Origin of the sequence: Vibrio sp. MMG023, from assembly GCF_021654215.1 — a bacterium.
GTDB classification, from domain to species: Bacteria; Pseudomonadota; Gammaproteobacteria; order Enterobacterales; family Vibrionaceae; genus Vibrio; species Vibrio jasicida.
The window spans coordinates 347,953-370,048 of sequence record NZ_JAKFZP010000006.1 but is presented as its reverse complement, the minus strand read 5'-3'; the positions used below and the strand labels follow the sequence as shown (position 1 = coordinate 370,048).

The window sequence follows — 22,096 nt, the reverse complement described above, 5'->3', positions numbered from 1 at the left end:
ACCACACAAGACTATTGGTTTTATATATAGGAAGCAAGTGAAGCATCAGCAAATAAAAAGCCCCGCAGTGCGAGGCTCTTTAGATATCTCATCGAGGTCTTTATTATTCGATGTTCTGAATTTGTTCGCGCATTTGCTCAATCAGAACTTTCAGTTCAACACCTGATGCAGTGATGTCTGTGCTGATTGATTTTGACGCTAGCGTGTTCGACTCACGGTTGAACTCTTGCATCATGAAATCTAAACGACGACCGACTGCGCCACCTTTCTTCAGGATGTTTGTGGTTTCTTTTACGTGAGAATCAAGACGGTCTAGCTCTTCTGCTACGTCTGATTTCTGTGCCAGAAGGATAAGCTCTTGCTCAACGCGAGATGGGTCTAGCTCTACTTTCGCATCTTCAAACTTCGAGAACAGACGCTCACGTTGCCACTCTAGGATTTCTGGCATGCGTGCGCGCACTTTCACGACTTCTGATGTGATCGCTTCTAGGCGTTGTTCGATAAGCGCTTTCATGTTGTCGCCTTCACGGCCACGCGCTTCGATGAACTCACCAATTGCTTCATCAAATGCAGCAAGCAGTTCTTTGTTCACCTCATCCATATTTTGCTCAGGTGTTTCCATCACACCAGGCCATTGCATGACTTGGAATGGGTTGATGCGGCTTAGTTCGCCAGTCATGTGCATCACTTGCTCAGCAGCTTTGATCACTTGGTTTGCCAGTGCTTCGTTAATGCTAAGCTCTGCTTTTGCTGCTGGGTTTGCTTCAAAACGCAGATTACATTCTACTTTGCCGCGAGCTAGGCGCTTACGAAAACGCTCACGCAGTACTGGCTCAAGAGCACGGAACTGTTCTGGCATGCGGAAGTAAGTTTCTAGGTAGCGTTGGTTTACACTGCGGATCTCCCACACTGCGCTGCCCCAATCGCCTTTTACTTCTTTGCGCGCATACGCTGTCATACTGTAAATCATCGAATTTTCCTGTCTTTTAAATTTGCTGAAAATTACCACGCAATAGTAGCACAGCAAGATGGCAGAGGCTTTGCTATTCTGTGACGAGATTGTCCAGATAGCTTTATTTAATCGATTCCGTTATAATCTGCGCCCAACCAAATCGTCTTCTCCTCATTACTTAAGGTAGATGCCCATGCGTCCAAACGATCGCAAGGCGGACCAAGTTCGCCCAATCAAAATTACTCGTAACTACACAGCTTACGCTGAAGGCTCAGTGTTAGTTGAGTTTGGTAACACCAAAGTGTTGTGTAATGCGACCGTTGAAGAATCTGTGCCTCGTTGGCTAAAAGGTCAAGGTAAAGGCTGGGTAACGGCTGAATACGGCATGCTACCTCGTGCAACTCACTCGCGTACTCGTCGTGAAGCGGCGAACGGTAAGCAAGGTGGTCGTACGATGGAAATCCAACGCTTGATCGCACGTAGCCTACGCGCTGTCGTTGATCTACAAGCGATGGGTGAGTTCATGATCACGGTTGACTGTGATGTTATCCAAGCAGATGGCGGTACTCGCACTGCATCTATCAGCGGCGCAAGCGTTGCAATGGCCGATGCGTTCCAACACCTAGTGGATAGCGGCAAGCTAAAAGCAAACCCAATGAAAGGTCACGTAGCGGCAGTTTCTGTTGGTTTACTAGGTGATGATGTTCTGTGTGACCTTGAGTACGTTGAAGATTCAGCGGCAGACACAGACATGAATGTAGTGATGACAGAAGAAGGCAAGATGATTGAAATTCAGGGCACCGCAGAAGGTGAACCGTTCAGTCACGAGCAGCTGATGGCTCTGCTAGAGTCGGCGAAAGTCGGCATTACGGAAATTGTCGCAGCGCAGAAGGCGGCGTTAGCCAATTGATTTTAATAGCTCCCATTATGGGGGCTATTTTTTTATCTCCGTCGTATATGAATCTACAGCGTTGTTCGCTGCGCTTTTCTACTGGAGCGCCAGTCCGACCTATTTACATAGGAAGACTATGCTCATAGGGATAGAAAAACTTGCTGCCTAGCTGTAAATCCATCTACTTAGGAGATAACGCATTAGTGTTTATTAACTGCTTGGGAATATGGATACCAAGCCTGTATTTAGAGAGAAAATAATGAAAGCATACCAGCGTGAATTTATTGAGTTTGCACTTGAGAAAGAAGTTCTTAAGTTTGGTGAGTTTACTTTGAAATCTGGCCGTAAAAGCCCGTACTTCTTTAACGCTGGTCTTTTCAATACTGGTCGTGACCTAGCGCGTCTTGGTCGTTTTTACGCAGCAGCGTTGGCGGATGCAGGCATTGAGTTTGATGTCCTGTTTGGCCCTGCGTACAAAGGTATCCCAATCGCGACGACAACTGCAGTAGCGCTAGCGGATCACCACGACATCGACACGCCTTACTGCTTCAACCGTAAAGAAGCAAAAGATCACGGCGAAGGTGGCAACCTTGTAGGCTCTGCTCTTGAAGGTCGTATCATGCTAGTAGATGACGTAATCACAGCAGGTACCGCGATTCGCGAATCAATGGAAATCATCCAAGCAAACGGTGCGGACCTAGCAGGCGTGTTGGTTGCGATTGACCGTCAAGAAAAAGGCAAAGGTGAGTTGTCTGCGATTCAAGAAGTGGAGCGTGACTTTGGTTGTGCAATCATCTCAATCGTTAGCCTGACAGACCTTGTGACTTTCCTTGAAGAGAAAGGTACAGACAAAGAGCACCTAGAAGCAGTAAAAGCGTACCGCGCGGAATACGGCATTTAATTGTTCTTTCATCATTAAAGAAAAAGGGGCTGGTGGATATCCATCAGCCCCTTTCTTTTATCTTTATCACTTACTTATAGCGAATACCTTTTGGCGCAGTTTCATCAGCCATGGTCTTGTAGCGTTTGTGCAGCCACATCCACTGCTCTGGTGCGCGCAGAATAACTTCTTCTACAAAGGTGTTCATATAAGCCGCTGCTGCTACTTCGTCTTTTTTCGGATAGTCGGCTTCAATGCACTTATCAGCGATGATTTCATACTTACCATCTCCATTGCGGAAGCCTGAGCCCGGAATTATCGAGCACTTGGACGTGTAAGCCAGAATGCTGGTGCCAGTTGTAGTACAAGCGTCTTCAATTGCGAAGAAAGGCACGAATACCGATTTGTTACGACCGTAATCGTGATCCGGTAAGTAAAACAAACGTTCACCGCTGCGTAGAACACGAATCATTTGTTTAACGTCTTTGCGGTCAATGAGTTTGTTGCCGTTGTGCGTGCGTCCCCAGTACTGAATGAAGTTGTACGCTGGGTTGTTGTGCGGGCGGAAAGCGCCATAGCCTGCAACACCTAACACACCGAAAGCACGAGCGGTGATTTCAAGATTTAAAGCATGTACACAACACAGTAATACACCTTTACCTTCTGTGGCTTTCTCACGAAGTGCGACTAGGTCTTTCTCAATGATCAGAGTTTTGAAACGCCATGTCGGCCAAAACCAAGTGATACCGGTTTCGATCAGTGCCATACCGGTATTCTTGAAGTTCTCTTCAACAATGTGTTGGATCTCTTCAGGCGCTTTATCTGGAAAAGCCAGTTCAAGGTTACGTGTCGCGACATGGACACGACCTTTGCCGTAGCGCATACCGAGGTGGCCAAGTGTACGGCCTAACGACAGCAACATACGGTATGGAAGGATATTGACCACGATAGCCAAAAAGCCAAAGCCGAGCCAAACACCCCAGTTACGAGGGTGGAGAAGTGAAAGAGAAAACTCCGGCTTAGTGAATTTGTCTTTACTCATAATCTCTACTTAATTTGTGCGCTGAGAAGTGCCCAATACTCGTCAAAGTTCGCGGTTGGTTGGTATTTGAAATCACTACGAACAAAGCGGTTCAAGCTGCCTTCAACTTGTCCTAGGATTTGAGCTGCCAAAATGCGCTCTTCCACTGGGAACGATTTGCCTTCACGGATCTTACGTTCACGCAGGATCTGACGAAGCTGTGTTTCGATACGTTCAAACAGTTGGTTGATGCGATCGCGTAGGCGCTCATTTTCAAACATTAGAGCATGACCAGAAAGAATGCGTGTCAAACCTGGGTTACGTTCTGAGAATGCCAAGATAAGGTGCATTACCATACGAATGCGCTCTAGCGTGTCTTTCTCATCATCCAAAATGCGGTTGATACGAGTCATGAGTGCTTCTTCGATGAACTCAATCAAGCCTTCAAACATGCGAGCTTTACTTGGGAAGTGGCGATAAAGTGCCGCTTCTGAAACACCGACCTGTTTCGCCAATTTTGCCGTAGTAATGCGTGAAGCCCCTTCTGTAGATTCAAGCATCTGCGCGAGAGCTTGCAAGATTTCTTCACGACGATTGGATTTTTTACTGCCGGCCATTTAGTTACTTCCTTTCAAAATACAAAGTTGAGCGGAGGGGATTATAAGACGCTCTTTGGCATCAAACTAGACCAGTGAGGAGGTAATGGGAGCTTTAACACCCTCACTTGTCATGTTTGTACCAAATTTGTGCCAGTTTTCTATGAAAAGCGAATGGCAATTACATCAATTCGTGCATTTTTTCCAAAATTCTGAAACTTAGCGCTTCTTTGGATTCTAATGCCAACGCCTGTTCGCCTTCTGGCCAGAATAAAGTGATAGCATTGTCGTTACTGTTAAAACCTTGGCCTTCAACAGAAACATCGTTCGCACAAATCATATCGAGGTTTTTCTTTACCAGTTTACCGCGAGCGTAGGTTTCTACGTCGTTGGTCTCTGCGGCAAAACCAACTGTAAATGGACGTTGCTCTGTCATATTGGCAACGGTCGCTACGATATCAGGATTTTTGACCATGTTGATGGTCATCTGATCGTTGTTTTCGGTCTTTTTCAACTTTTGAGACGCTACATTTTCTGGACGGTAATCTGCTACGGCGGCGCAGCTAATGAAAGCTTCGTGGTTTGGCGCGTGAGCCATTACAGCGTCATGCATCTCTTGTGCACTCGCAACATTGATACGCTCAACACCTGCTGGCGTATTCAAGCTGACGGGTCCACTGACTAGCGTGACCTTCGCACCCAATTGCGCTGCGGCATTTGCTAGTGCAAAGCCCATCTTTCCTGAGCTGTGGTTAGAAATGTAACGCACTGGGTCAATCGCTTCGCGAGTTGGACCTGCGGTGATCAGTACCGATTTTCCTGCCAACAGGTTCGGTTGGAAGAACTGCTCACACAGATGCACTAGTTGCATTGGCTCTAGCATTCGACCTGGACCAACATCACCACACGCTTGCTCACCGGCCGCAGGGCCCCAAATGTGCATACCACGGCGTGCCAGTGTCGCGATGTTTTCTTGAGTTGCGACATTGCGGTACATCTGTTGATTCATTGCTGGAGATACCGCTACTGGTGAATCTGTCGCAAGTACTAACGTAGTAAGCAAGTCATTACCCATGCCTGCCGACATACGTGCAATCAAATCTGCAGTCGCAGGAGCAAGAAGAACCAAATCTGCCCATTTTGCCAGTTCAATGTGACCCATCGACGCTTCTGCTGCTGGGTCTAACAAGCTATCCGACACCGGGCGCCCAGAAACTGCCTGCATGGTTAAGGGAGTAATGAACTCCTTCGCCGCTTTGGTCATCACTACTTGAACTTGCGCGCCTCTTTCTATTAGGCGACGGGTTAGCTCCGCACATTTATACGCGGCAATACCGCCACTGATGCCGAGTAGAATTTTCTTTCCTGCTAGTGTTTGCATGTGAGATCTCCAATTTTTCTGGCGACGAGTTTAGCACAACTGAATCTATCATCGCCCAAGCAAATCTGATGAGAAGCTAATCCATATCAAACTACAGAATATTAATTATTGGGATTTCTAGAGCCTCAATAATGGTTTTTTGTGTTCAAATTTTAGAGAAGAGGTCTATGCCTTTTTAAGAAATCCACAGGAGAGAAAAGACGATCTGGTTGAACGCGGTACATTCTGATGGATTGCTAAATTACATAAAAAAGTTGCGGCTAACGGAAAAAAACAAAAGTCAGTTTCGAATTTCTGCTTTTGTTTTGTGCAATAGGAGTTCACTAGAGAAAGAGAGCTCATGATGACCCTTAAATCCTTACCTACTGATTCTATGCCACGAGAGAAGCTGCTACACAGAGGGCCGCAAGCTTTGAGCGATGCTGAACTATTGGCGATTTTTCTTCGCACTGGCACACAAGGTATGAATGTCATCGAATTGGCTGATTTTCTTATTCAAGATTTCGGTTCACTTCGCCAGCTTTTTTCTGCAACCGAAAAAGAGTTCTGCCAACACAAAGGGTTGGGACAAGCGAAATACGTGCAGTTACAAGCTGTCTTGGAAATGACGCAACGTTATTTAGCCGAAACCTTAAAGCGTGGTGATGCATTAACCAGCCCCGAACAAACTAAAATGTATCTTTCTTCTATATTAAGAGATCGACAAAGAGAGGCTTTCTACATTCTTTTCTTAGATAACCAGCATAGAGTAATAAAAGATGAGATTTTGTTTGAAGGCACACTAGATGCCGCGTCGGTTTATCCGAGAGAAGTGGTCAAGCGAGCCCTGCATCATAACGCAGCTGCTTTGATTCTGGCACACAATCACCCGTCTGGTGTTGCAGAGCCGAGCCAAGCAGACAGACGAATTACGCGACGATTAATCGATGCTTTAGCGCTGGTGGATATACGGATTTTGGACCATTTCGTTATCGGTGATGGCGAAAGCGTTTCTTTTGCAGAAAGAGGGTGGATATAACTGTGCATTTTTTAGGTTGTTAGTTGCTAAAAATCTGCTATCATCCTCGCCACTAAATTTTTAACTGAATTCAGCTTGGACTGCTAGAAAAAACCTGCTGTCTAAAAAAAGATCACGAAAACCTGTAAAAAGGATCTGTTCGGGTCTTGAGCAATGCATATCAAGTTAGTATAATGCGCGACCTTTGATAGCCTTGTATGGATTTTCCATAGCGGTTCTTAACCTCTAACTTCTTTCCGAGAAATAGAGAGGTTCGGCCACCAAGGTTGATATCGAGCTGAAACGATTTTGGAGAAGACATTCATGTCACGAGTATGCCAAGTAACTGGTAAGCGTCCAGTAACGGGTAACAACCGTTCACACGCACGAAATGCTACTAAGCGTCGTTTTCTGCCGAACCTACAAACTCATCGTTTCTGGGTAGAGAGCGAAAAACGTTTTGTTAAACTACGCCTTACTGCAAAAGGTATGCGCATCATCGACAAGAAGGGTATCGATACTGTTCTTGCTGATATCCGTGCACGTGGCGAAAACGTTTAAGAGGAAATAGGCAATGGCAAAGAAAGGCGTTCGTGAGAAAATCCGTCTAGTATCTTCAGCAGGTACTGGCCACTTCTACACAACAGATAAGAACAAGCGTAACATGCCAGGCAAATTTGAGATCAAGAAATTTGATCCAGTTGTACGCCAGCACGTTATGTACAAAGAAGCTAAAATCAAATAATTGGTTTTGTCTCTTTGACGATTTAAAAAGCCCAACTCTCGAGTTGGGCTTTTTATTACCTAAAATTCAGTAATCCTTCACTTCATCCCTTCTTTCACGTGTTTCCATACAGATGTTCTAGTCAAAATTCATACGCTTTGGTAGTTTGTTGATAACTACAGGAGATTAGGAACTGCTATGCGCGTTAGTCCGGCCCGTCGCCGTCGTTGGAACAATATTCTTATCCTAGGCATCATCGTTTTTATGGTGATCTTGAATGCGCCAACCTTGATCAAAACCTACCTTGTCGAAGAACCCGTGGATCCTTACCCCAATTTATTGCGCTCTGATCATGAAGTGAGTGCTATTTACTTCTCAGGTTGGGAATTAGAGAAACAAAATGGGCAATGGCAGTCGAACATTAAAGCTAATATTCCCGTACAAGAGATTGTGACTCGTTGGCAATCTTTGGAAGGGACTGAGCTGACCTCAGAACAATACGATAATTTAAAGTCTCAGTTGTCTTCTCCAGAAAGTATTGAGATCTGGTACCAAGACTTAGAAGAACCGCAACGAGTGACCTTTTATCGGCTTGGCGACTTTTGGTTGTTTAAAAACTGGCAAGATAAATGGATTGCGATTTCTGTTGATGGCAATTACATCATGCCCAAGTAAGCCTTACGAATAACCCTTTTCAAAGGCTGTGTTTGTCTTTGTTCTTTTCGATTATGCTAGCCACCCAATATCAATGCTCTTAGCGTTTTAAGGAGAATTAAATGCCTGAATTACCAGAAGTTGAAGTAAGCCGAATGGGCATCAGTCCACACATGGTTGGCGAGACGATTAAGGCATTTGTATTCCGAACCCCGAAACTGCGTTGGGATATCCCTCAAGAGTTGAAGAAGCTAGAAGGGCAGGTGATTCGTAATATCAGTCGCCGCGCTAAGTATCTGTTGATTGAAACGGACGAAGGTACTGCGATTGTTCATTTAGGAATGTCGGGTTCACTGCGTGTGCTTGATGCTGATTTTCCTCCAGCAAAGCACGATCATGTGGATCTCAAACTTACTAATGGAAAAATACTGCGCTACAACGATCCACGCCGTTTTGGCGCATGGCTGTGGAGCGCACCAAATGAATCACATGCTGTATTAGGTCATATGGGACCGGAACCTTTGACTGAAGAGTTCAATGCTGATTACGTAGCGGAGAAAGCCAAAGGTAAGCGCGTTGCGGTTAAACAGTTCATTATGGACAATAAAGTCGTCGTCGGAGTCGGAAACATCTACGCCAACGAATCATTGTTTAAATCACGCATTCATCCCACTCGCCCTGCAGGTAAGCTAACCAAAAAAGAGTGGCAATTGCTGGTGGAGAACATCAAAGTCACGTTAGAGATCGCCATTCAGCAAGGCGGAACCACACTGAAAGACTTCGCTCAAGCAGATGGGAAACCGGGTTACTTCGCACAAGAGTTATTAGTTTACGGAAAAGCCGGAGAGCCATGCCCAGAATGCGGCGAAGCTCTCCAAGAACAAAAGATAGGCCAACGCAATACCTTCTTCTGTGGGGAATGTCAGAAGTAAACTGCGTTAGTTATCAAACTTCTTTGGGCCGTATTCTCGGCCCATTTTTATGAGATGGTAGGCATTCATCACTAAATTTAACATCATACTTTTTGCTTTATTCAGCAGCTTCATTGTAGCCACGAGGTAGTCTTTATCTCCTTGGCGTTTTCTATTACCAATGACAGATGGTTTATTGCCTCCACGTAAGCCAGCTTGCCTTACGCCAAACATCGCTTGCTTATGAAGCCAAGTATTACGTAGGAAGACATCTACCGGGAATTGGAACGTTTTACTTGCTTCGATAAACGCTTGGGCCGCCTTGGGGTTTATTGCATAAGAGGTTGTACACTGTGGTACTTTTAGGTACTTAACCAAGCGTTGGGAGCCATATTGTTTCGTATCGTAGAACATGCCACGACTACTAGTGTTTTCTGTACGAATATAACCACAGTTTTCGATATTTTCTGCAACGGCTTTCAATGTGTTAAGGAATAGCTCGTCTTCGATGCTGAGATCATCTTCAAAAATGATAATAGGTTCATTTAATTCAACGCACTTTTGCCAAAGTAGGTAATGGCTCGCGTAGCAGCCCGCCTCACCGATGATGCATGGGCGACCCATATTAAATTCAAACTGGCGCCGATCTAAGTGTTCTAATAAGGGGTGAGCATCCTTACGTGCATCCACGCCATAGAAAACTTCACAATCTAAACCGATTCTCTTTAGGGTGTTTAATGTTGTTTCTTGCCTGTCTTCACAGCCTTTTAAAGTGATACAAAATGCTTTCATGGTGACTCAAAATTGGTGTTCTATCTAAAGTAAGGTAATTTTTTTATTTGTTTTACTGGCTCAGAAAGAAACTGATTCAGAGCTTCTCCATTGAGTACTTTTTCGTACTTCTCTATGTAAGCCTTGGCCATTGAAATATGATCAAACGTGTCTCGAGCGTATTCGTGACACAGTTTTGGATTGTAGCTTCCATGTTTAATTGCGTCTGCAAGTTCATCCTCAATATTTGACAGTAAGCCAAACTCTGGCGAGTTAATTAATTCAGGTAGTGATCCATATGGCGTAGCAAACACGGGCGTTCCCATAAATAGACTTTCCGTGATGGCCAATCCAAATGGTTCTTCCCATGTGACTGGAAAGATTAGGCCTTTAGAGCGCTCAAGCACTGCACACTTTTCTGTATTGTTGACCATGCCGTGGAATTTTACGTGGCGATCTAAGGTGAGTCGAAATCCCATCTTGAAGTTCAACCTGTATCCACCTAACACATCCAGTGCTACATTGGCTTTTTTCGTAATATCTATTGCCCCTTGAACGTTTTTTAAACGCCATGCCGCTTTGCCAAGGAAGTGATAGCGGTTTTCTCTGTTATTGAGTTCTAAGTTTGGCTGACGGTAATCACCCCAATCTAGACCATTGCACACAAAGGCTTCACAGCCGTGGTTTAGTGCATGTTTTTGAGAGACGAAAATTGAATTGGGGTCATTTTTCTTGGAAACGGTGTTGTTGCCATGACGAGTGATGACATAAGGTTTTTTGGTGCAACGACCACCAACATGGAAGTGAACGACATCCACCTCGTCAGGGATTTGTTCATCAATAGACAAGTCTGGTTGCTGGGTAATACACGTTGCCCAATCACATGTCATGGGTTCAGGATTCAGAATGTAAACGTTATGACCCAGTTGATGAAGCGCTTTCATTAAGCTCCATACAACACGTTCTGTACCACCATAAGCAACAGGGGGTAATGTGCCTTTACACACAATTAATACGTTCATAGCTATTCTTTTCTTTTGTTCGAGTAATTAGTTCTTTGTTTTTTGAGCAAGTGCGAGTTCAACTGGTGTAGGAACAAATCGGCTAATATCACCACCATGTAAAGCCACTTCTCTTACAATCGTAGAAGATAGGAATGCGTATTCGTCATCAGGGGTAAGGAAAACACTTTCGAGACCTGGTAAGAGTTTTCTGTACATGCTGGTTAGGCCAAATTCATATTCGAAGTCGACAGTAGTTCGCAGGCCGCGAATCAAAATGTTTGCGTTTTGATCTTTTGCAAAATCGACCAATAAACCAGTGAAGCCTTCAACGTTCACATTGGAAAGGTGACTGATAGAACTTTCTACTAATTGGACCCGTTCTTCTAAAGTGAACAGGGTCTTTTTGGAAGGACTTGCAGCAACGCCGATCGTGATAGAGTCGAACATCTGGGCCGCGCGTTCTATGAGGTTTAAGTGGCCATTTGTGATAGGGTCGAAGGTTCCCGGATAAATGACGTGTGTGGCACTATGACCTTGTTGTTTCATATGCAGCTCGTTGTGTTTGTCAAAAGTGTCAAAAAACGCTTAAAAGTAGTAATATGATACATCATCGAATCGAGAATAGATAACATCGACAAACATAGGTTTGATAAGGGCATAACGTTTTAATGAAACTTTTTTACTATATAAAAAACCTGCTGTTGACCATTGCTCCACGAGCGTATTTTGCTTACAACAAAAACAAACTAGAAAAGAAGTTTCAAGGTCAAATGGCGTTAGTTCAAGAACGAGTGGATTACTATTGTAAGATCAATACTCCGAGCGAACTAGATTCCAGTAAATCGACCAGTTTGAGTCGTTTCTCACACAAAGGGCAAAGTGCATACACCTATGATCTTAAAGAATTTCTTCGTTACTTTTCCGGTAATAATCCGTTTTGTTATTACTTTGGGGATGAAGTTGCCGTAGAAGATTGCCCGACGATCTATAAAGCAAGACCGATTGAGGGTAATAACGACAACTCGGTGTTGTTCAAACTCAACAAGCGCAGACACTTCCAGTTTGTAAACGACGCATTGGATTTTCGTGCCAAGAAAGATATGGCGGTTTTCCGTGGTTTTGTAAAACGGATTCACCGTATTCGTTTTATGGAAGCAATGTTTGAGAATCCAATGATGGATGCTGGTCAATCCAACCCCTCTCAAGAGCACCCAGAATGGCAAAAAGATTTTATGTCCATTCAAGAACAATTGAAGTACAAGTTTATCATTTGCCTTGAAGGTAACGATGTTGCAACCAATTTAAAGTGGGCAATGTCTTCGAATTCTGTCGTAGTGACGCCTAAGATGCGTTTTGAAACGTGGTTTATGGAAGGTACGCTACAACCTGGTGTTCATTATGTTGAAGTGAAAGATGATTGGTCTGACTTTGACGAGAAAATTAATTATTATCTTGAAAACTCTGATAAAGCTGAAGCTATGATTGAAAATGCGCATCGACACGTGGCCCAATTTCAGGATGAACAATTGGAAAGCTTAATTTGTATCAAGACGCTCGAGAAATACTTCAAGCTATGTCAGTAATGCTCTTAAACCAAAAGCCTAAATTATCATGAGTTTATTCACTTCACCTCCGTCTCATTTGTGTGTATTGCGTTTGTCGGCTATTGGCGATGTTTGTCATGCGATCTCTGTGGTTCAGGCGATTCAAAAGCACTGGCCGCAAACCAAGATAACTTGGGTTACTGGTAAAATAGAAGCGCAACTGATTGGTGATTTGCCTAACATTAATGTGATCGTTTTTGATAAGTCACAAGGCCTTAAAGGAATGAAGGCTGTGTGGCAGCAGCTAAAGGGCACTAAGTTTGATGTTTTGCTGCACATGCAGGCAGCCCTGAGATCGAGTGTTTTGTCTTTGGGTATCCAAGCAAAATACAAAGTGGGTTTTAGCAAGAATAGAACGAGAGAAGGGCAGTGGTGGTTCACTAACCGTCACTTACCTAATACAACGGCAATGCATGTGTTAGATAACATGGCTGACTTTGCTAAGTACATTGGTGTTCCATTCAGCCAGCCAACGTGGAATATCCCCTTACCCAGTGAATCAGTCGATTACGCTAAAGGCATTACCCAAGGTAGAAAGTGTGTCGTGATTTCTGCTGCGGCAAGCAAGGACTCTCGTAACTGGTTAGTGGAGCGATATGCAGCTATCGCCGATTACGCATCGTCTTTGGGACTTCATGTGATCCTATGTGGCTCGCCAGCGGAAAGAGAAAAGCAATTAGCACATAAAATTGAGTCACTGTGCGAACAGTCTGTCACCAATATTGTCGGTGAAACAAGCTTAAAGCAACTGACCGCTGTATTGCATGAGGCCACGGTTGTCATTAGCCCTGATTCCGGTCCTGCTCACTTGGCGACAACTCAGATGACACCTGTGATTGGTTTATATGCGCATAGTGACCCTAGACGTACAGGGCCTTATAACGATTTAGATAACGTCGTAAGTGTTTACCAACAACACGTTGAAGAACAAAAAGGCAAACCCGTAGATTCACTCACGTGGGGCACGCGTGCTAAAGGGGATAACTTAATGGCCGCAATTACCGTTGAGCAGGTGCAAGAAAAGCTCGATAAAGTGTTAGAGAATCTCTCTTAGCCAACAATAATAGGCTAAGAGAGTAATGCAATTTTACAGGAGCGTCATTCAACCCTAAATTAGGTGTTCACTGAGTGCTGCTTCATTTTGTATACCGCCAACAGCTGTTGGTAGTTTTTCTCCAGTACAGTCTCGACATCCATTGTTAAGGCCAATTCTCTACATTGTTCACTAACATTGGTTGTGCGTTTTTTATCAGCCCAGAACGCCATCGCTTTTGCTAGTTCATCTGGGTTCACCTCAGCCCCAATGACGCTCGACACTTCTGGCTTGAGGACCTCTTTCGCACCACAGTTTTCAGTGGTAATAGATGGAGTACCACATGCGAGAGATTCGATCACCGTAAAACCAAAAGGTTCATAGAGAGTTGGCAGGACATAGCAATCAGCCAGCGTAAAGTAGAGCTCTGGTCGTTTGTCTTCTCCCATAAACTTACATTTGTCTTGTATCCCAAGGTTTTCCGCAAATTTAATGTATTCGCCCTCGTGAGTCTCTCGACCAACGATCACCAATTGAGCATCAATGCTCAGTTTGGAAAATGCAGTGAGGGTTTGCTTTAACCCTTTCCTCTCGTAGCCTGTACCTAAAAATAAGAAGACCGGCTTGTTGGGATCAAGCTCCATTTGTTGCTTAAGCTCTAAAGCCTCTTTTTCGATTCGTTGTGCATCAAAGCGTTTCGTATCGACAAAGTTATGGATTACCGTGATTTTGTCTCTAGGCACGTGATGAGCTTCTTGGATTTCCTGAGCACTCTTATGTGAATTACTAATGACATGGTAGTAGGCTCCAGGAGCCATTGCTTTTTGCTCAATCAAATGTGTCACTCTATCTTTGATTCGCATTGGCTTATTTAAGGACCGTGCCATATGAAGGCTTGTGCCTGCTCCAATTCTCAATACATCGTGTGTCCAAGCGTGAGCTAGGCCGTACACCAAATCATACTCAGCTTCATTGACGTGCTTTTCTACCGCTTTCGCAAACTTCCAAAGGCGATGGCTTTTACCAATACTAAAACCGCGCAACTTCACAAACTTAACGTTAGGGTGTGGAGGAGTATCTGCATGAGAGCGGCAGATGATAGTGACTTCTTCCCCTTTTTCTGCCATGTATCTCGCCATTTGATTGAGGTACAGCTCAACTCCGCCAGAGTATGCGTGTCTTAAATGGACCAATGCAATCTTCATAAGTAATCCAGTAATTCGTTTGGTATTGGTTATTATGTTACTTGAAGCCTTCATTTTCTGAAAGAAGTCAGTTGACGAGGTCTTTCGTCGACGAAGAGTAGCAAAAGCTCCTTACTGGATTGTTCCCCCAATAGAACAATGTAAAATGGCGCTATGATGTAAGCACGAGAAATTCAAGTGAATAAGGACAACGAGAAAACAGAAACCGTTTCAGGAAAACCTGGAAATACGGGCATTCAAAGGATCTTAAAAGCCAGCATCTATTCACTTCAAGGTTTGAAGGCTGCATTGAAACATGAAGCTGCGGTTCGACAAGAATTAGCTTTGCTGATTACCGCTGTGTTGCTGCTCTGCTGGTTAGACGTTTCGCAAATACAACGTATCGTGATGCTCGGAACTGTTGTTTTGGTGTTGATTGTTGAACTGATTAACTCTGCGATTGAGGCGGTTGTGGATAGGATTGGTGTGGAAAAACATGAATTAAGCGGTCGAGCAAAAGATATTGGTTCTGCTGCTGTTTTTGTAGCATTACTGTTTGCTGCCTTTACATGGTCTTATATTCTCTTTTTCTGAGGGGCGTGATGAAGCACTATCAAGAAAATAATACGCATGTATGGTACGACGAAAGCTTGATCTCTGAGCCCATTGAAAGTTTGTTTGATATCAACTACTGGCGCAGTTGTAATGCCATTGTTGGCAGTGCTAGTGGGCGAGGCACTACGTGGTTTATCAAGCTTCAAAATACGGTTTCAGCGCTAAGACACTACCACCGAGGTGGCTTGTTTGGAAAAATCGTCCGGGACCAATACTTGTTTCTAAGCTTAGAGAGGACTCGCAGTTACGCCGAGTTCTCTCTGCTTCAAAAATTACGTAGCGCTGGCGTTAATGTTCCTCGTCCTGTTGCCGCTAAAGTAGAACAAACAGGCTTGTTTTATCGAGCAGACTTACTGAGTGAAAAAATATCTGAGGCAAGCGATCTCGTTGATAAGTTACAGGTAGAGTGCCTATCGAGTGATGACTACCAAAAAATTGGTGTAGAAGTCCGTAAAATGCACGATGTTGGTGTTAATCATACCGATCTGAATATTCATAATATTCTGCTTGATAGTGAAGGTAAGGTCTGGATTATCGATTTTGACAAGTGTAAGCAGCAATCTGGGGAACAATGGAAAGAACGAAACTTAAATCGTCTTCTTCGCTCATTTAGAAAAGAGCTTGGTAAACGGAAAATTCATTGGTCTGAAGATGACTTTGAATCCTTGATGTTAGGTTACAATCAGTCTTAAGTGAAACAAAAAGGGCTAAGGTAAGTTTGTCGTAATCACTCAGCTTAATTCGACTCAAAATGTTCTGCCGTGCTATAGAGAGATTGGTGCCGAGGCCGAATAGCCCGTAAATGTGGATGTAAATTTAAAATGAAAATCTTAGTGACAGGTGGTGCAGGGTTTATTGGCTCTGCTGTTGTACGCCATATTATTAATCATACGCAAGACTCAGTGATTAACTTAGACAAACTAACCTACGCAGGTAACCTTGAATCTCTTAGCGAGGTGTCCAGTCACGCGCGCTATGCTTTTGAACAAGTGGATATCTGCGATCGTGTCGCGCTAGAGCGTGTGTTTTCAGAGCACCAGCCTGATGCAGTTATGCACTTAGCGGCAGAGTCTCACGTCGATCGTTCTATTGATGGCCCTGCTGCTTTTATTGAAACTAACATTGTTGGTACTTATACCCTATTAGAAGTGGCTCGTGGATATTGGAGTCAGCTTGATGACGCTAACAAAGCGGCCTTTCGTTTCCACCATATCTCAACAGATGAGGTATATGGTGATTTAGAGGGGACAGATGATTTATTTACAGAGGAAACATCTTACGCACCATCTTCACCGTACTCCGCATCGAAAGCGTCGAGCGATCATCTTGTTCGAGCTTGGCTAAGAACATATGGCTTTCCGACCATTGTAACTAACTGTTCTAATAATTATGGCCCATACCACTTTCCTGAAAAATTGATTCCTTTAATGATCTTAAACGCATTAAAAGGTTCACCACTGCCAGTATATGGCAATGGTATGCAGATCCGTGATTGGTTATTTGTAGAAGACCACGCCAAAGCGCTCTACAAAGTCGTGACAGAAGGCGTTATTGGGGAGACATACAATATTGGTGGTCACAATGAAAAAGCAAACATTGATGTTGTGAAGTCAATTTGTGAAATTCTAGAAGAGCTTGTGCCCAACAAGCCAGAAGGTGTTGCACGTTACCAAGATCTAATTACTTATGTAAAAGATCGACCAGGGCATGATGTTCGATACGCTATTGATGCTTCCAAAATCGAACGTAAATTGGGCTGGACGCCAGAAGAAACCTTTGAGACAGGCTTACGTAAGACCGTTGAATGGTATTTGACGAATAAAGAATGGTGGCAACGTGTTCTAGACGGTTCTTATAGCTTAGAGCGTCTTGGTCAATAATTTTAGAATAAGGTAAGAAAATGAAAGGCATTATCCTTGCTGGTGGCTCTGGAACGCGTCTATATCCAATTACTCGTGGTGTCTCAAAGCAACTGCTTCCGGTCTATGACAAACCAATGATTTATTACCCGCTATCAGTTTTAATGTTATCGGGAATTAGAGAAATATTAATCATCACGACTCCTGAAGACCAAGAAGGATTTATGCGTTTACTTGGTGATGGATCTGATTTTGGTATTGCTTTGACCTATGCAGTTCAAGAAAAACCAGAGGGATTAGCACAAGCATTTATCATCGGCGAAGAGTTTATCGGAAATGATTCGGTTTGCTTGGTTTTGGGTGACAACATCTTTTACGGCCAAGGTTTTACACCAATTCTTCAGAAGGCAGCAAAATCGGTTGATGCTGGAGAAGGGGCAACCGTTTTCGGGTACAAAGTAAAAGATCCAGAGCGTTTTGGCGTTGTAGAGTTTGATGAACAGATGCGAGCTGTGTCAATTGAAGAAAAACCAGAACAGCCGAAATCCAACTATGCCGTTACGGGGCTTTATTTTTATGATAACGACGTGATCGAGTTGGCCAAACAAGTTAAGCCTTCAGCAAGAGGTGAACTAGAAATATCGACTTTGAATCAGATGTATTTAGATAGAGGTCGTTTAAACGTTAAGGTCTTCGGCCGCGGTTTTGCTTGGCTGGACACCGGTACTTATGCAAGTTTGCTTGAGGCATCCTCATTTGTCGAAACCATTGAAAATGTTCAAGGCTTAAAAGTGGCTTGTTTGGAAGAGATCGCCTTCAATAATGGTTGGTTAACGAGAGAGCAGCTGCTAGACCTAGCAAAAGGGTTAGAGAAAAACTCTTATGGCCAATACTTAAAAGCGTTGGTGAGCTAAATGAAGTTTGTAAATATCATCAATGACGATAAGTTTACAGCCGACTACATAAACTTTGTTGAAGATAATTTGGACATGAGTGAGCAGGTCTTTTTCGTGTTTAAAACTCATGACAAATTCCCTATCAAAGAGAGGGGTAACATCTTTTCTTATGATAAAAAGAAGCACAATTACTTCGACTACTTGGTGTTTCTAAAAAACTTGGTCAAGCATGGTATCAAGGCAGAGAAGATCATTATTCATGGTCTTTTTAAAATCAAGATAACCCAAATTTTATGGGTGCTGAGGTTTCTACTACCAAAATGTTACTGGGCAGTTTGGGGAGGAGATTTGTACAGCCGAGATGAGAACTTGTTAACTCGCCGCGGTCGATATAAAGAATTTTTCCGAAAAAAAGTGATAAAAGACATGGGATATATCATTACCAGCATTAAAGGTGATTATGAAAATGTTGTGAAATGGTATGGGACGAAAGCGCCTCACTTACCTTATTTTATGTATCCTGCGAGCCTGTATCACGATATCCCTATCGCCGATAAAAAAGATAACAAGCTCAACATTCTTGTTGGAAACTCCGCAGATCCAACCAATAATCATGAAGAGGCGTTTGCCAAAATTGCCCCATTTGTAAATGAAAATGTACGTGTTATCTGCCCTTTGAACTACGGCTCTAAGAAGCATGCAAGTGCCATGGTGGAGCTTGGGAATAAGATGTTTGGCAGTTCATTTGAGCCTATCCTCGATTACATCAAGTACGATGAATATATGTCGCTACTCACTACGATTGATATTGCAGTTTTCAACCACAATCGCCAGCAAGCTATGAGTACCACTCGTGTGTTGCTTGGTATGGGTAAGACGGTTTATTTAAGAAAAGAAACCTCATCGTTTGAAACTCTTAGTAACGTAGGGGCAATTGTTCATGATATTAATGAGTTTAATTTAGAAGTTTCTGTTAGCGATGGTGAGAAAAATGCACGTGCTATACAGCAGTACTATTCTAAGGAAAGCCTAATTAAGAACCTACAAGCTATATATTGATCGGTATTGCTGATAAAGAAGTGTACATGATGTGTAAGAAAGTAATGATTTTAGGTGCTGGTATTTACCAGCTTCCGCTTATCCAAAAGAGCAAAGAGCTAGGACATAAGACGATTGTTGTCAGCCCGAGAGGGGATTACCCTGGAATTGATGAGAGTGATATTTTTTTAGACATCAATACTACCGACATCGACAGTGTGTTTGAAGCGGCAAAACTTTATGACATTGATGCGATACTTACGACCGGAACAGATGTAGCTGTACCTAGCATCGGCTTTGTTGTTGATGAGTTGGGTTTAAAGGGGACAAATTACCAAAGTGCTCTCAAGAGCATGGATAAAAGCTTAATGAAGGAAGCTTTTAAGGATGGGGGCGTTCCGACTGCTAAATTTGGTATTTCCTCGAATCTCGCAGAAGCAAAACAACTTGCTAGTTCAATCGGCTTTCCTTTGATGGTCAAGGCTTCTGATAGCTCAGGTAGTCGCGGTGTTTACAAGGTTGAGGAGCTTGTTCAGCTTGAACGACTATGGAAAGCGGCTAAGGATGTTTCTCGCAATTCCTTGGTCGTAATGGAAGAGTTTCTTGATGGCGTTGAGTTTGGGGCGCAAGCTATCGTAGTTGATGGTACTGTTATTGATATTATCTTTCACAACGATACGGTTACTCCAGCACCGAATAACGCACCTCTTGGGCACTCCGTGCCGTGCTCAATATCGACTTCTATTTTGTCTGATGCAGAAGATATAGTAAAACGAGCCATTGAAGTTTTAGGGATTGATAACACCGTATCTAATGTAGATTTAATGTTAGTAGGTGGAAAGCCTTACATCATTGAAATTGGCGCTAGAATGGGTGCTACATGCCTGCCAGAAAATGTAGAAAATTACCTTGGCATAGATATCTACGGCTTATTATTGGATATTGCGTTAGGCAAACCGATTGTGTTTAACCCCAATACACAGCGTACAGCGAATGCAGCAAGACTACTTTGCGCTCCAAAAAGTGGTCAGTTAGTTGCGATAGATATACCTGATGAACTTACGGAACATCATAGTGTTATCCGCATTAAGGTAGATAAAAAGCCTGGAGATACCGTCAATGAGTTCAAAGTTGGGCCTGATAGGATTGGAGAGGTTATTGTTACTGGTGGCTCTTACCTAGAGGCGGAAGCACTAGCAGAAGACATAGCCAAACAAATTAAAGTACACGTGATCTAATGTTTAAGAATTACAAAAAGCTACTCTCTAGTATTTTATTATTTTTTCTTATTCCTCTTCCTAGTTATGGGTGGGGAATTAGATTGAGAGGACGAATATATAAAAGGCTTTTAGGTGAGTGTGGTAACAATCTCGCGCTATCGAGTTTGGTAAACATATACAACCCAAACACGCTGAAGTGTGGCAACAACGTTTATATCGGCTATTGCTGCTACATTGGTGATGGTGACATAACAATTGATGATGAGGTGGTCATTGGTCCTTATGTTTCAATCACAGGAGGAAACCACCTTTTTAAAGATGGTTCTGTGAGGTTTGGAGGCTATCAATATAAGCCTATTTCTATAGGCAAAGGTAGCTGGATTGGAGCACACTCATCGATCTTAGCTGGTGTGAAGATTGGTAAAGGATGTATTGTTGCAGCTGGCTCAGTTGTCAACAAGGACGTGCCTGACGGAATGGTCGTAGGCGGCGTGCCTGCTAAAGTCATTAAAGAAAATGATCCTGACTCAGGTTTAAATGGAACAGAGCAAGTTGGTATGCAAGGCAAACGTTAAGGCTTTTTGTAATACTGTCAGTGCTTTATGTGTTTAGATAGAGATCTAATTGTCATAACATTAGGCAGGCTGTGGTATTAAGAATTCCCCCCACTTTTTAAAGATAGATAGATGATTGAGTTTAATCGCAAGCCATACACTGGTAACGAAGACCAGTACATTCAAGAAGTGATGCAAAAACATTCCATTTGTGGTGATGGAGAGTTTACGAAAAAGTGCCATGAGTGGTTTCAGAATCACCTAGGTTGTGAACGCAGTCTTTTGACTCCTTCTTGTACACATGCTCTAGAGTTGGCCGCTTTGCTTATTGATGTTAAGCCGGGTGATGAAGTCATCATGCCAAGCTATACCTTCGTGAGTACAGCAAACGCATTTGTTCTGAGAGGGGCAAAAATTGTATTTGTTGATATTCGTCCAGACACAATGAATATCGATGAAACGCTGATAGAGCAAGCAATTACTGATAAGACGATTGCGATTGTACCTGTGCATTATGCTGGTGTGGCTTGTGAAATGGATACGATCATGGCAATTGCGCAAAGGCATCAATTGTTTGTCATTGAAGATGCGGCTCAAGGTGTTTTGTCCAGCTACAAAGGGCGTCCTCTTGGTACAATTGGTGATATTGGCGCATTCAGTTTTCACGATACGAAAAACTATACAAGTGGCGGGGAAGGTGGCTTGCTCGTCGTTAATAATCCTAAATTTGTTGAACGTTCTGAGATCTTACGCGAAAAAGGGACTGACCGTAGTAAGTTTAAGCGTGGAATGGTTGATAAGTATACTTGGATCGATCTCGGCAGTAGTCTGCTACCAAGTGAGCTACAAGCTGCTTACTTATGGGGGCAGATGGAAGTCGCTGAAAAAATCAATGAAAACCGATTGGCCTCTTGGAATCGATACTACAAACTGCTTTCTGAGCTTTCTCAACAAGGCAAAATTGCACTACCAAGTATGCCTGAGGGATGCCAACACAACGCTCATATGTTCTATATAAAAGTAGCGGACATTGAAGAAAGAACAGACCTTATTAATTTCCTGAAACAAAAGGAGATTATTAGTGTGTTCCATTATGTTCCATTGCACAGTGCACCTGCTGGTGAGCGATTTAGTCGTTTCTCAGGAGAAGACAATTTCACGACGCAAGAGAGTGAAAAAATTATTCGATTACCACTTTGGTATGGAATGGAAGAGCACAAAGTCGATGCAGTTGTTGGAGCAATAGAGTCGTATTTTGCTTGCAACAATGAATAAGCTGCAAAGTTTATAGCTCATTAGCAAAAAAGCGG

Annotated in this window: 25 protein-coding genes; 17 read left to right on the top strand and 8 right to left on the bottom strand. The window is 43.3% G+C overall.

Features of this window, described 5'->3' with window-relative positions:
• Positions 1-103: 103 nt before the first annotated feature.
• Positions 104-970, bottom strand: coding sequence for a YicC/YloC family endoribonuclease (locus L1076_RS20395; RefSeq protein WP_038864819.1), 867 nt, complete (start codon positions 968-970; stop codon positions 104-106).
• A gap of 175 nt (positions 971-1,145) precedes the next feature.
• Here L1076_RS20395 and rph point away from each other — a divergent pair, with 175 nt between their 5' ends.
• Both rph and pyrE read left to right on the top strand, forming a co-directional pair.
• Positions 1,146-1,862, top strand: a complete 717-nt coding sequence (gene rph / locus L1076_RS20390) for a ribonuclease PH (RefSeq protein WP_005430192.1) — start codon at positions 1,146-1,148, stop codon at positions 1,860-1,862.
• Between the two features lie 241 nt (positions 1,863-2,103).
• Complete coding sequence (gene pyrE, locus L1076_RS20385) at positions 2,104-2,745, top strand: orotate phosphoribosyltransferase (RefSeq protein ID WP_237304373.1); 642 nt, start codon at positions 2,104-2,106, stop codon at positions 2,743-2,745.
• Positions 2,746-2,815: 70 nt separating this feature from the next.
• On the opposite strand, the gene L1076_RS20380 is transcribed toward pyrE, so the two are convergent.
• From L1076_RS20380 to coaBC, 3 genes are all read right to left on the bottom strand, one after another.
• On the bottom strand, positions 2,816-3,766 hold the full coding sequence (locus L1076_RS20380) for a Kdo(2)-lipid IV(A) acyltransferase (protein ID WP_171375080.1): 951 nt from the start codon (positions 3,764-3,766) through the stop codon (positions 2,816-2,818).
• A gap of 5 nt (positions 3,767-3,771) precedes the next feature.
• Positions 3,772-4,362 (bottom strand): nucleoid occlusion factor SlmA, encoded by a 591-nt coding sequence (gene slmA / locus L1076_RS20375; protein ID WP_005434407.1) that lies wholly within the window; start codon positions 4,360-4,362, stop codon positions 3,772-3,774.
• A gap of 160 nt (positions 4,363-4,522) precedes the next feature.
• Positions 4,523-5,722 carry a bifunctional phosphopantothenoylcysteine decarboxylase/phosphopantothenate--cysteine ligase CoaBC gene (gene coaBC / locus L1076_RS20370; RefSeq protein WP_237304372.1) on the bottom strand — a complete coding sequence of 400 codons (1,200 nt, stop codon included), beginning with the start codon at positions 5,720-5,722 and terminating at the stop codon, positions 4,523-4,525.
• Between the two features lie 343 nt (positions 5,723-6,065).
• Here coaBC and radC point away from each other — a divergent pair, with 343 nt between their 5' ends.
• The 5 genes from radC (at position 6,066) to mutM (ending at position 9,029) form a co-directional block, all read left to right on the top strand.
• Positions 6,066-6,740 carry a DNA repair protein RadC gene (gene radC, locus L1076_RS20365; RefSeq protein WP_038877097.1) on the top strand — a complete coding sequence of 225 codons (675 nt, stop codon included), beginning with the start codon at positions 6,066-6,068 and terminating at the stop codon, positions 6,738-6,740.
• 303 nt (positions 6,741-7,043) lie between these two features.
• A complete protein-coding gene (gene rpmB, locus L1076_RS20360) occupies positions 7,044-7,280 on the top strand; it encodes a 50S ribosomal protein L28 (RefSeq protein ID WP_005467944.1) in 237 nt (78 codons plus the stop codon).
• Between the two features lie 13 nt (positions 7,281-7,293).
• The gene (gene rpmG, locus L1076_RS20355; protein ID WP_004410866.1) at positions 7,294-7,464 is read left to right on the top strand and encodes a 50S ribosomal protein L33; all 171 of its coding nucleotides are present in this window, start codon (positions 7,294-7,296) and stop codon (positions 7,462-7,464) included.
• A 177-nt stretch (positions 7,465-7,641) separates the two neighbouring features.
• On the top strand, positions 7,642-8,118 hold the full coding sequence (locus L1076_RS20350) for a hypothetical protein (RefSeq protein ID WP_038864824.1): 477 nt from the start codon (positions 7,642-7,644) through the stop codon (positions 8,116-8,118).
• Between the two features lie 101 nt (positions 8,119-8,219).
• Positions 8,220-9,029: a bifunctional DNA-formamidopyrimidine glycosylase/DNA-(apurinic or apyrimidinic site) lyase gene (gene mutM, locus L1076_RS20345; RefSeq protein WP_237304371.1), complete on the top strand. Its 810-nt coding sequence runs from the start codon at positions 8,220-8,222 to the stop codon at positions 9,027-9,029.
• 6 nt (positions 9,030-9,035) lie between these two features.
• Here mutM and L1076_RS20340 read toward each other — a convergent pair whose 3' ends face one another.
• The 3 genes from L1076_RS20340 to coaD are packed head-to-tail and all read right to left on the bottom strand — an operon-like array spanning position 9,036 to position 11,329.
• On the bottom strand, positions 9,036-9,800 hold the full coding sequence (locus L1076_RS20340) for a glycosyltransferase family 25 protein (RefSeq protein WP_237304370.1): 765 nt from the start codon (positions 9,798-9,800) through the stop codon (positions 9,036-9,038).
• A 20-nt stretch (positions 9,801-9,820) separates the two neighbouring features.
• The gene (locus L1076_RS20335) at positions 9,821-10,801 is read right to left on the bottom strand and encodes a glycosyltransferase (RefSeq protein WP_102388621.1); all 981 of its coding nucleotides are present in this window, start codon (positions 10,799-10,801) and stop codon (positions 9,821-9,823) included.
• Positions 10,802-10,828: 27 nt separating this feature from the next.
• Positions 10,829-11,329 carry a pantetheine-phosphate adenylyltransferase gene (gene coaD / locus L1076_RS20330; RefSeq protein WP_054756312.1) on the bottom strand — a complete coding sequence of 167 codons (501 nt, stop codon included), beginning with the start codon at positions 11,327-11,329 and terminating at the stop codon, positions 10,829-10,831.
• A 122-nt stretch (positions 11,330-11,451) separates the two neighbouring features.
• On the opposite strand from coaD, the gene L1076_RS20325 reads away from it, so the two are divergent.
• A complete protein-coding gene (locus tag L1076_RS20325) occupies positions 11,452-12,366 on the top strand; it encodes a glycosyl transferase family 90 (protein WP_237304369.1) in 915 nt (304 codons plus the stop codon).
• A gap of 28 nt (positions 12,367-12,394) precedes the next feature.
• On the top strand, positions 12,395-13,441 hold the full coding sequence (locus tag L1076_RS20320) for a glycosyltransferase family 9 protein (protein ID WP_237304368.1): 1,047 nt from the start codon (positions 12,395-12,397) through the stop codon (positions 13,439-13,441).
• Positions 13,442-13,500: 59 nt separating this feature from the next.
• Here the strand turns inward: L1076_RS20320 and L1076_RS20315 are convergent, their stop codons facing one another.
• The gene (locus L1076_RS20315) at positions 13,501-14,625 is read right to left on the bottom strand and encodes a glycosyltransferase family 4 protein (RefSeq protein ID WP_237304367.1); all 1,125 of its coding nucleotides are present in this window, start codon (positions 14,623-14,625) and stop codon (positions 13,501-13,503) included.
• Between the two features lie 177 nt (positions 14,626-14,802).
• Between L1076_RS20315 and L1076_RS20310 the strand changes: the two genes are divergently transcribed.
• From L1076_RS20310 to rffA, 8 genes are all read left to right on the top strand, one after another.
• Entirely contained in the window at positions 14,803-15,198 is a 396-nt protein-coding gene (locus L1076_RS20310; protein ID WP_104027604.1) for a diacylglycerol kinase, read from the top strand.
• Positions 15,199-15,206: 8 nt separating this feature from the next.
• Complete coding sequence (locus L1076_RS20305; RefSeq protein ID WP_237304366.1) at positions 15,207-15,911, top strand: 3-deoxy-D-manno-octulosonic acid kinase; 705 nt, start codon at positions 15,207-15,209, stop codon at positions 15,909-15,911.
• A gap of 129 nt (positions 15,912-16,040) precedes the next feature.
• Positions 16,041-17,099, top strand: a complete 1,059-nt coding sequence (gene rfbB / locus L1076_RS20300) for a dTDP-glucose 4,6-dehydratase (protein ID WP_104027606.1) — start codon at positions 16,041-16,043, stop codon at positions 17,097-17,099.
• Positions 17,100-17,119: 20 nt separating this feature from the next.
• Entirely contained in the window at positions 17,120-17,992 is an 873-nt protein-coding gene (gene rfbA, locus L1076_RS20295) for a glucose-1-phosphate thymidylyltransferase RfbA (protein WP_050910394.1), read from the top strand.
• Positions 17,993-19,033, top strand: a complete 1,041-nt coding sequence (locus L1076_RS20290) for a TDP-N-acetylfucosamine:lipid II N-acetylfucosaminyltransferase (RefSeq protein WP_237304365.1) — start codon at positions 17,993-17,995, stop codon at positions 19,031-19,033.
• Between the two features lie 26 nt (positions 19,034-19,059).
• Complete coding sequence (locus L1076_RS20285; RefSeq protein WP_155487438.1) at positions 19,060-20,250, top strand: ATP-grasp domain-containing protein; 1,191 nt, start codon at positions 19,060-19,062, stop codon at positions 20,248-20,250.
• Positions 20,250-20,807 (top strand): acyltransferase, encoded by a 558-nt coding sequence (locus L1076_RS27025; protein WP_080992273.1) that lies wholly within the window; start codon positions 20,250-20,252, stop codon positions 20,805-20,807. The genes L1076_RS20285 and L1076_RS27025 overlap by 1 nt, the downstream gene beginning before the upstream one ends.
• Before the next feature lie 111 nt (positions 20,808-20,918).
• Positions 20,919-22,061 carry a dTDP-4-amino-4,6-dideoxygalactose transaminase gene (gene rffA, locus L1076_RS20275; protein WP_237304364.1) on the top strand — a complete coding sequence of 381 codons (1,143 nt, stop codon included), beginning with the start codon at positions 20,919-20,921 and terminating at the stop codon, positions 22,059-22,061.
• Positions 22,062-22,096 lie beyond the last annotated feature (35 nt).

Bases quoted from the DNA above. Each gene is read 5' to 3' on its own strand.
- rfbB (WP_104027606.1), top strand. From the start codon at position 16,041: ATGAAAATCTTAGTGACAGGTGGTGCAGGGTTTATTGGCTCTGCTGTT.
- L1076_RS20315 (WP_237304367.1), bottom strand. From the start codon at position 14,625: ATGAAGATTGCATTGGTCCATTTAAGACACGCATACTCTGGCGGAGTT.
- radC (WP_038877097.1), top strand. From the start codon at position 6,066: ATGACCCTTAAATCCTTACCTACTGATTCTATGCCACGAGAGAAGCTG.
- L1076_RS20305 (WP_237304366.1), top strand. From the start codon at position 15,207: ATGAAGCACTATCAAGAAAATAATACGCATGTATGGTACGACGAAAGC.
- rpmB (WP_005467944.1), top strand. From the start codon at position 7,044: ATGTCACGAGTATGCCAAGTAACTGGTAAGCGTCCAGTAACGGGTAAC.
- L1076_RS20380 (WP_171375080.1), bottom strand. From the start codon at position 3,766: ATGAGTAAAGACAAATTCACTAAGCCGGAGTTTTCTCTTTCACTTCTC.
- coaD (WP_054756312.1), bottom strand. From the start codon at position 11,329: ATGAAACAACAAGGTCATAGTGCCACACACGTCATTTATCCGGGAACC.
- L1076_RS20340 (WP_237304370.1), bottom strand. From the start codon at position 9,800: ATGAAAGCATTTTGTATCACTTTAAAAGGCTGTGAAGACAGGCAAGAA.
- mutM (WP_237304371.1), top strand. From the start codon at position 8,220: ATGCCTGAATTACCAGAAGTTGAAGTAAGCCGAATGGGCATCAGTCCA.
- rfbA (WP_050910394.1), top strand. From the start codon at position 17,120: ATGAAAGGCATTATCCTTGCTGGTGGCTCTGGAACGCGTCTATATCCA.
- rph (WP_005430192.1), top strand. From the start codon at position 1,146: ATGCGTCCAAACGATCGCAAGGCGGACCAAGTTCGCCCAATCAAAATT.
- L1076_RS20290 (WP_237304365.1), top strand. From the start codon at position 17,993: ATGAAGTTTGTAAATATCATCAATGACGATAAGTTTACAGCCGACTAC.
- rffA (WP_237304364.1), top strand. From the start codon at position 20,919: ATGATTGAGTTTAATCGCAAGCCATACACTGGTAACGAAGACCAGTAC.
- L1076_RS20285 (WP_155487438.1), top strand. From the start codon at position 19,060: ATGATGTGTAAGAAAGTAATGATTTTAGGTGCTGGTATTTACCAGCTT.
- L1076_RS20395 (WP_038864819.1), bottom strand. From the start codon at position 970: ATGATTTACAGTATGACAGCGTATGCGCGCAAAGAAGTAAAAGGCGAT.
- pyrE (WP_237304373.1), top strand. From the start codon at position 2,104: ATGAAAGCATACCAGCGTGAATTTATTGAGTTTGCACTTGAGAAAGAA.
- rpmG (WP_004410866.1), top strand. From the start codon at position 7,294: ATGGCAAAGAAAGGCGTTCGTGAGAAAATCCGTCTAGTATCTTCAGCA.
- coaBC (WP_237304372.1), bottom strand. From the start codon at position 5,722: ATGCAAACACTAGCAGGAAAGAAAATTCTACTCGGCATCAGTGGCGGT.
- L1076_RS20335 (WP_102388621.1), bottom strand. From the start codon at position 10,801: ATGAACGTATTAATTGTGTGTAAAGGCACATTACCCCCTGTTGCTTAT.
- L1076_RS27025 (WP_080992273.1), top strand. From the start codon at position 20,250: ATGTTTAAGAATTACAAAAAGCTACTCTCTAGTATTTTATTATTTTTT.
- L1076_RS20325 (WP_237304369.1), top strand. From the start codon at position 11,452: ATGAAACTTTTTTACTATATAAAAAACCTGCTGTTGACCATTGCTCCA.
- slmA (WP_005434407.1), bottom strand. From the start codon at position 4,362: ATGGCCGGCAGTAAAAAATCCAATCGTCGTGAAGAAATCTTGCAAGCT.
- L1076_RS20350 (WP_038864824.1), top strand. From the start codon at position 7,642: ATGCGCGTTAGTCCGGCCCGTCGCCGTCGTTGGAACAATATTCTTATC.
- L1076_RS20320 (WP_237304368.1), top strand. From the start codon at position 12,395: ATGAGTTTATTCACTTCACCTCCGTCTCATTTGTGTGTATTGCGTTTG.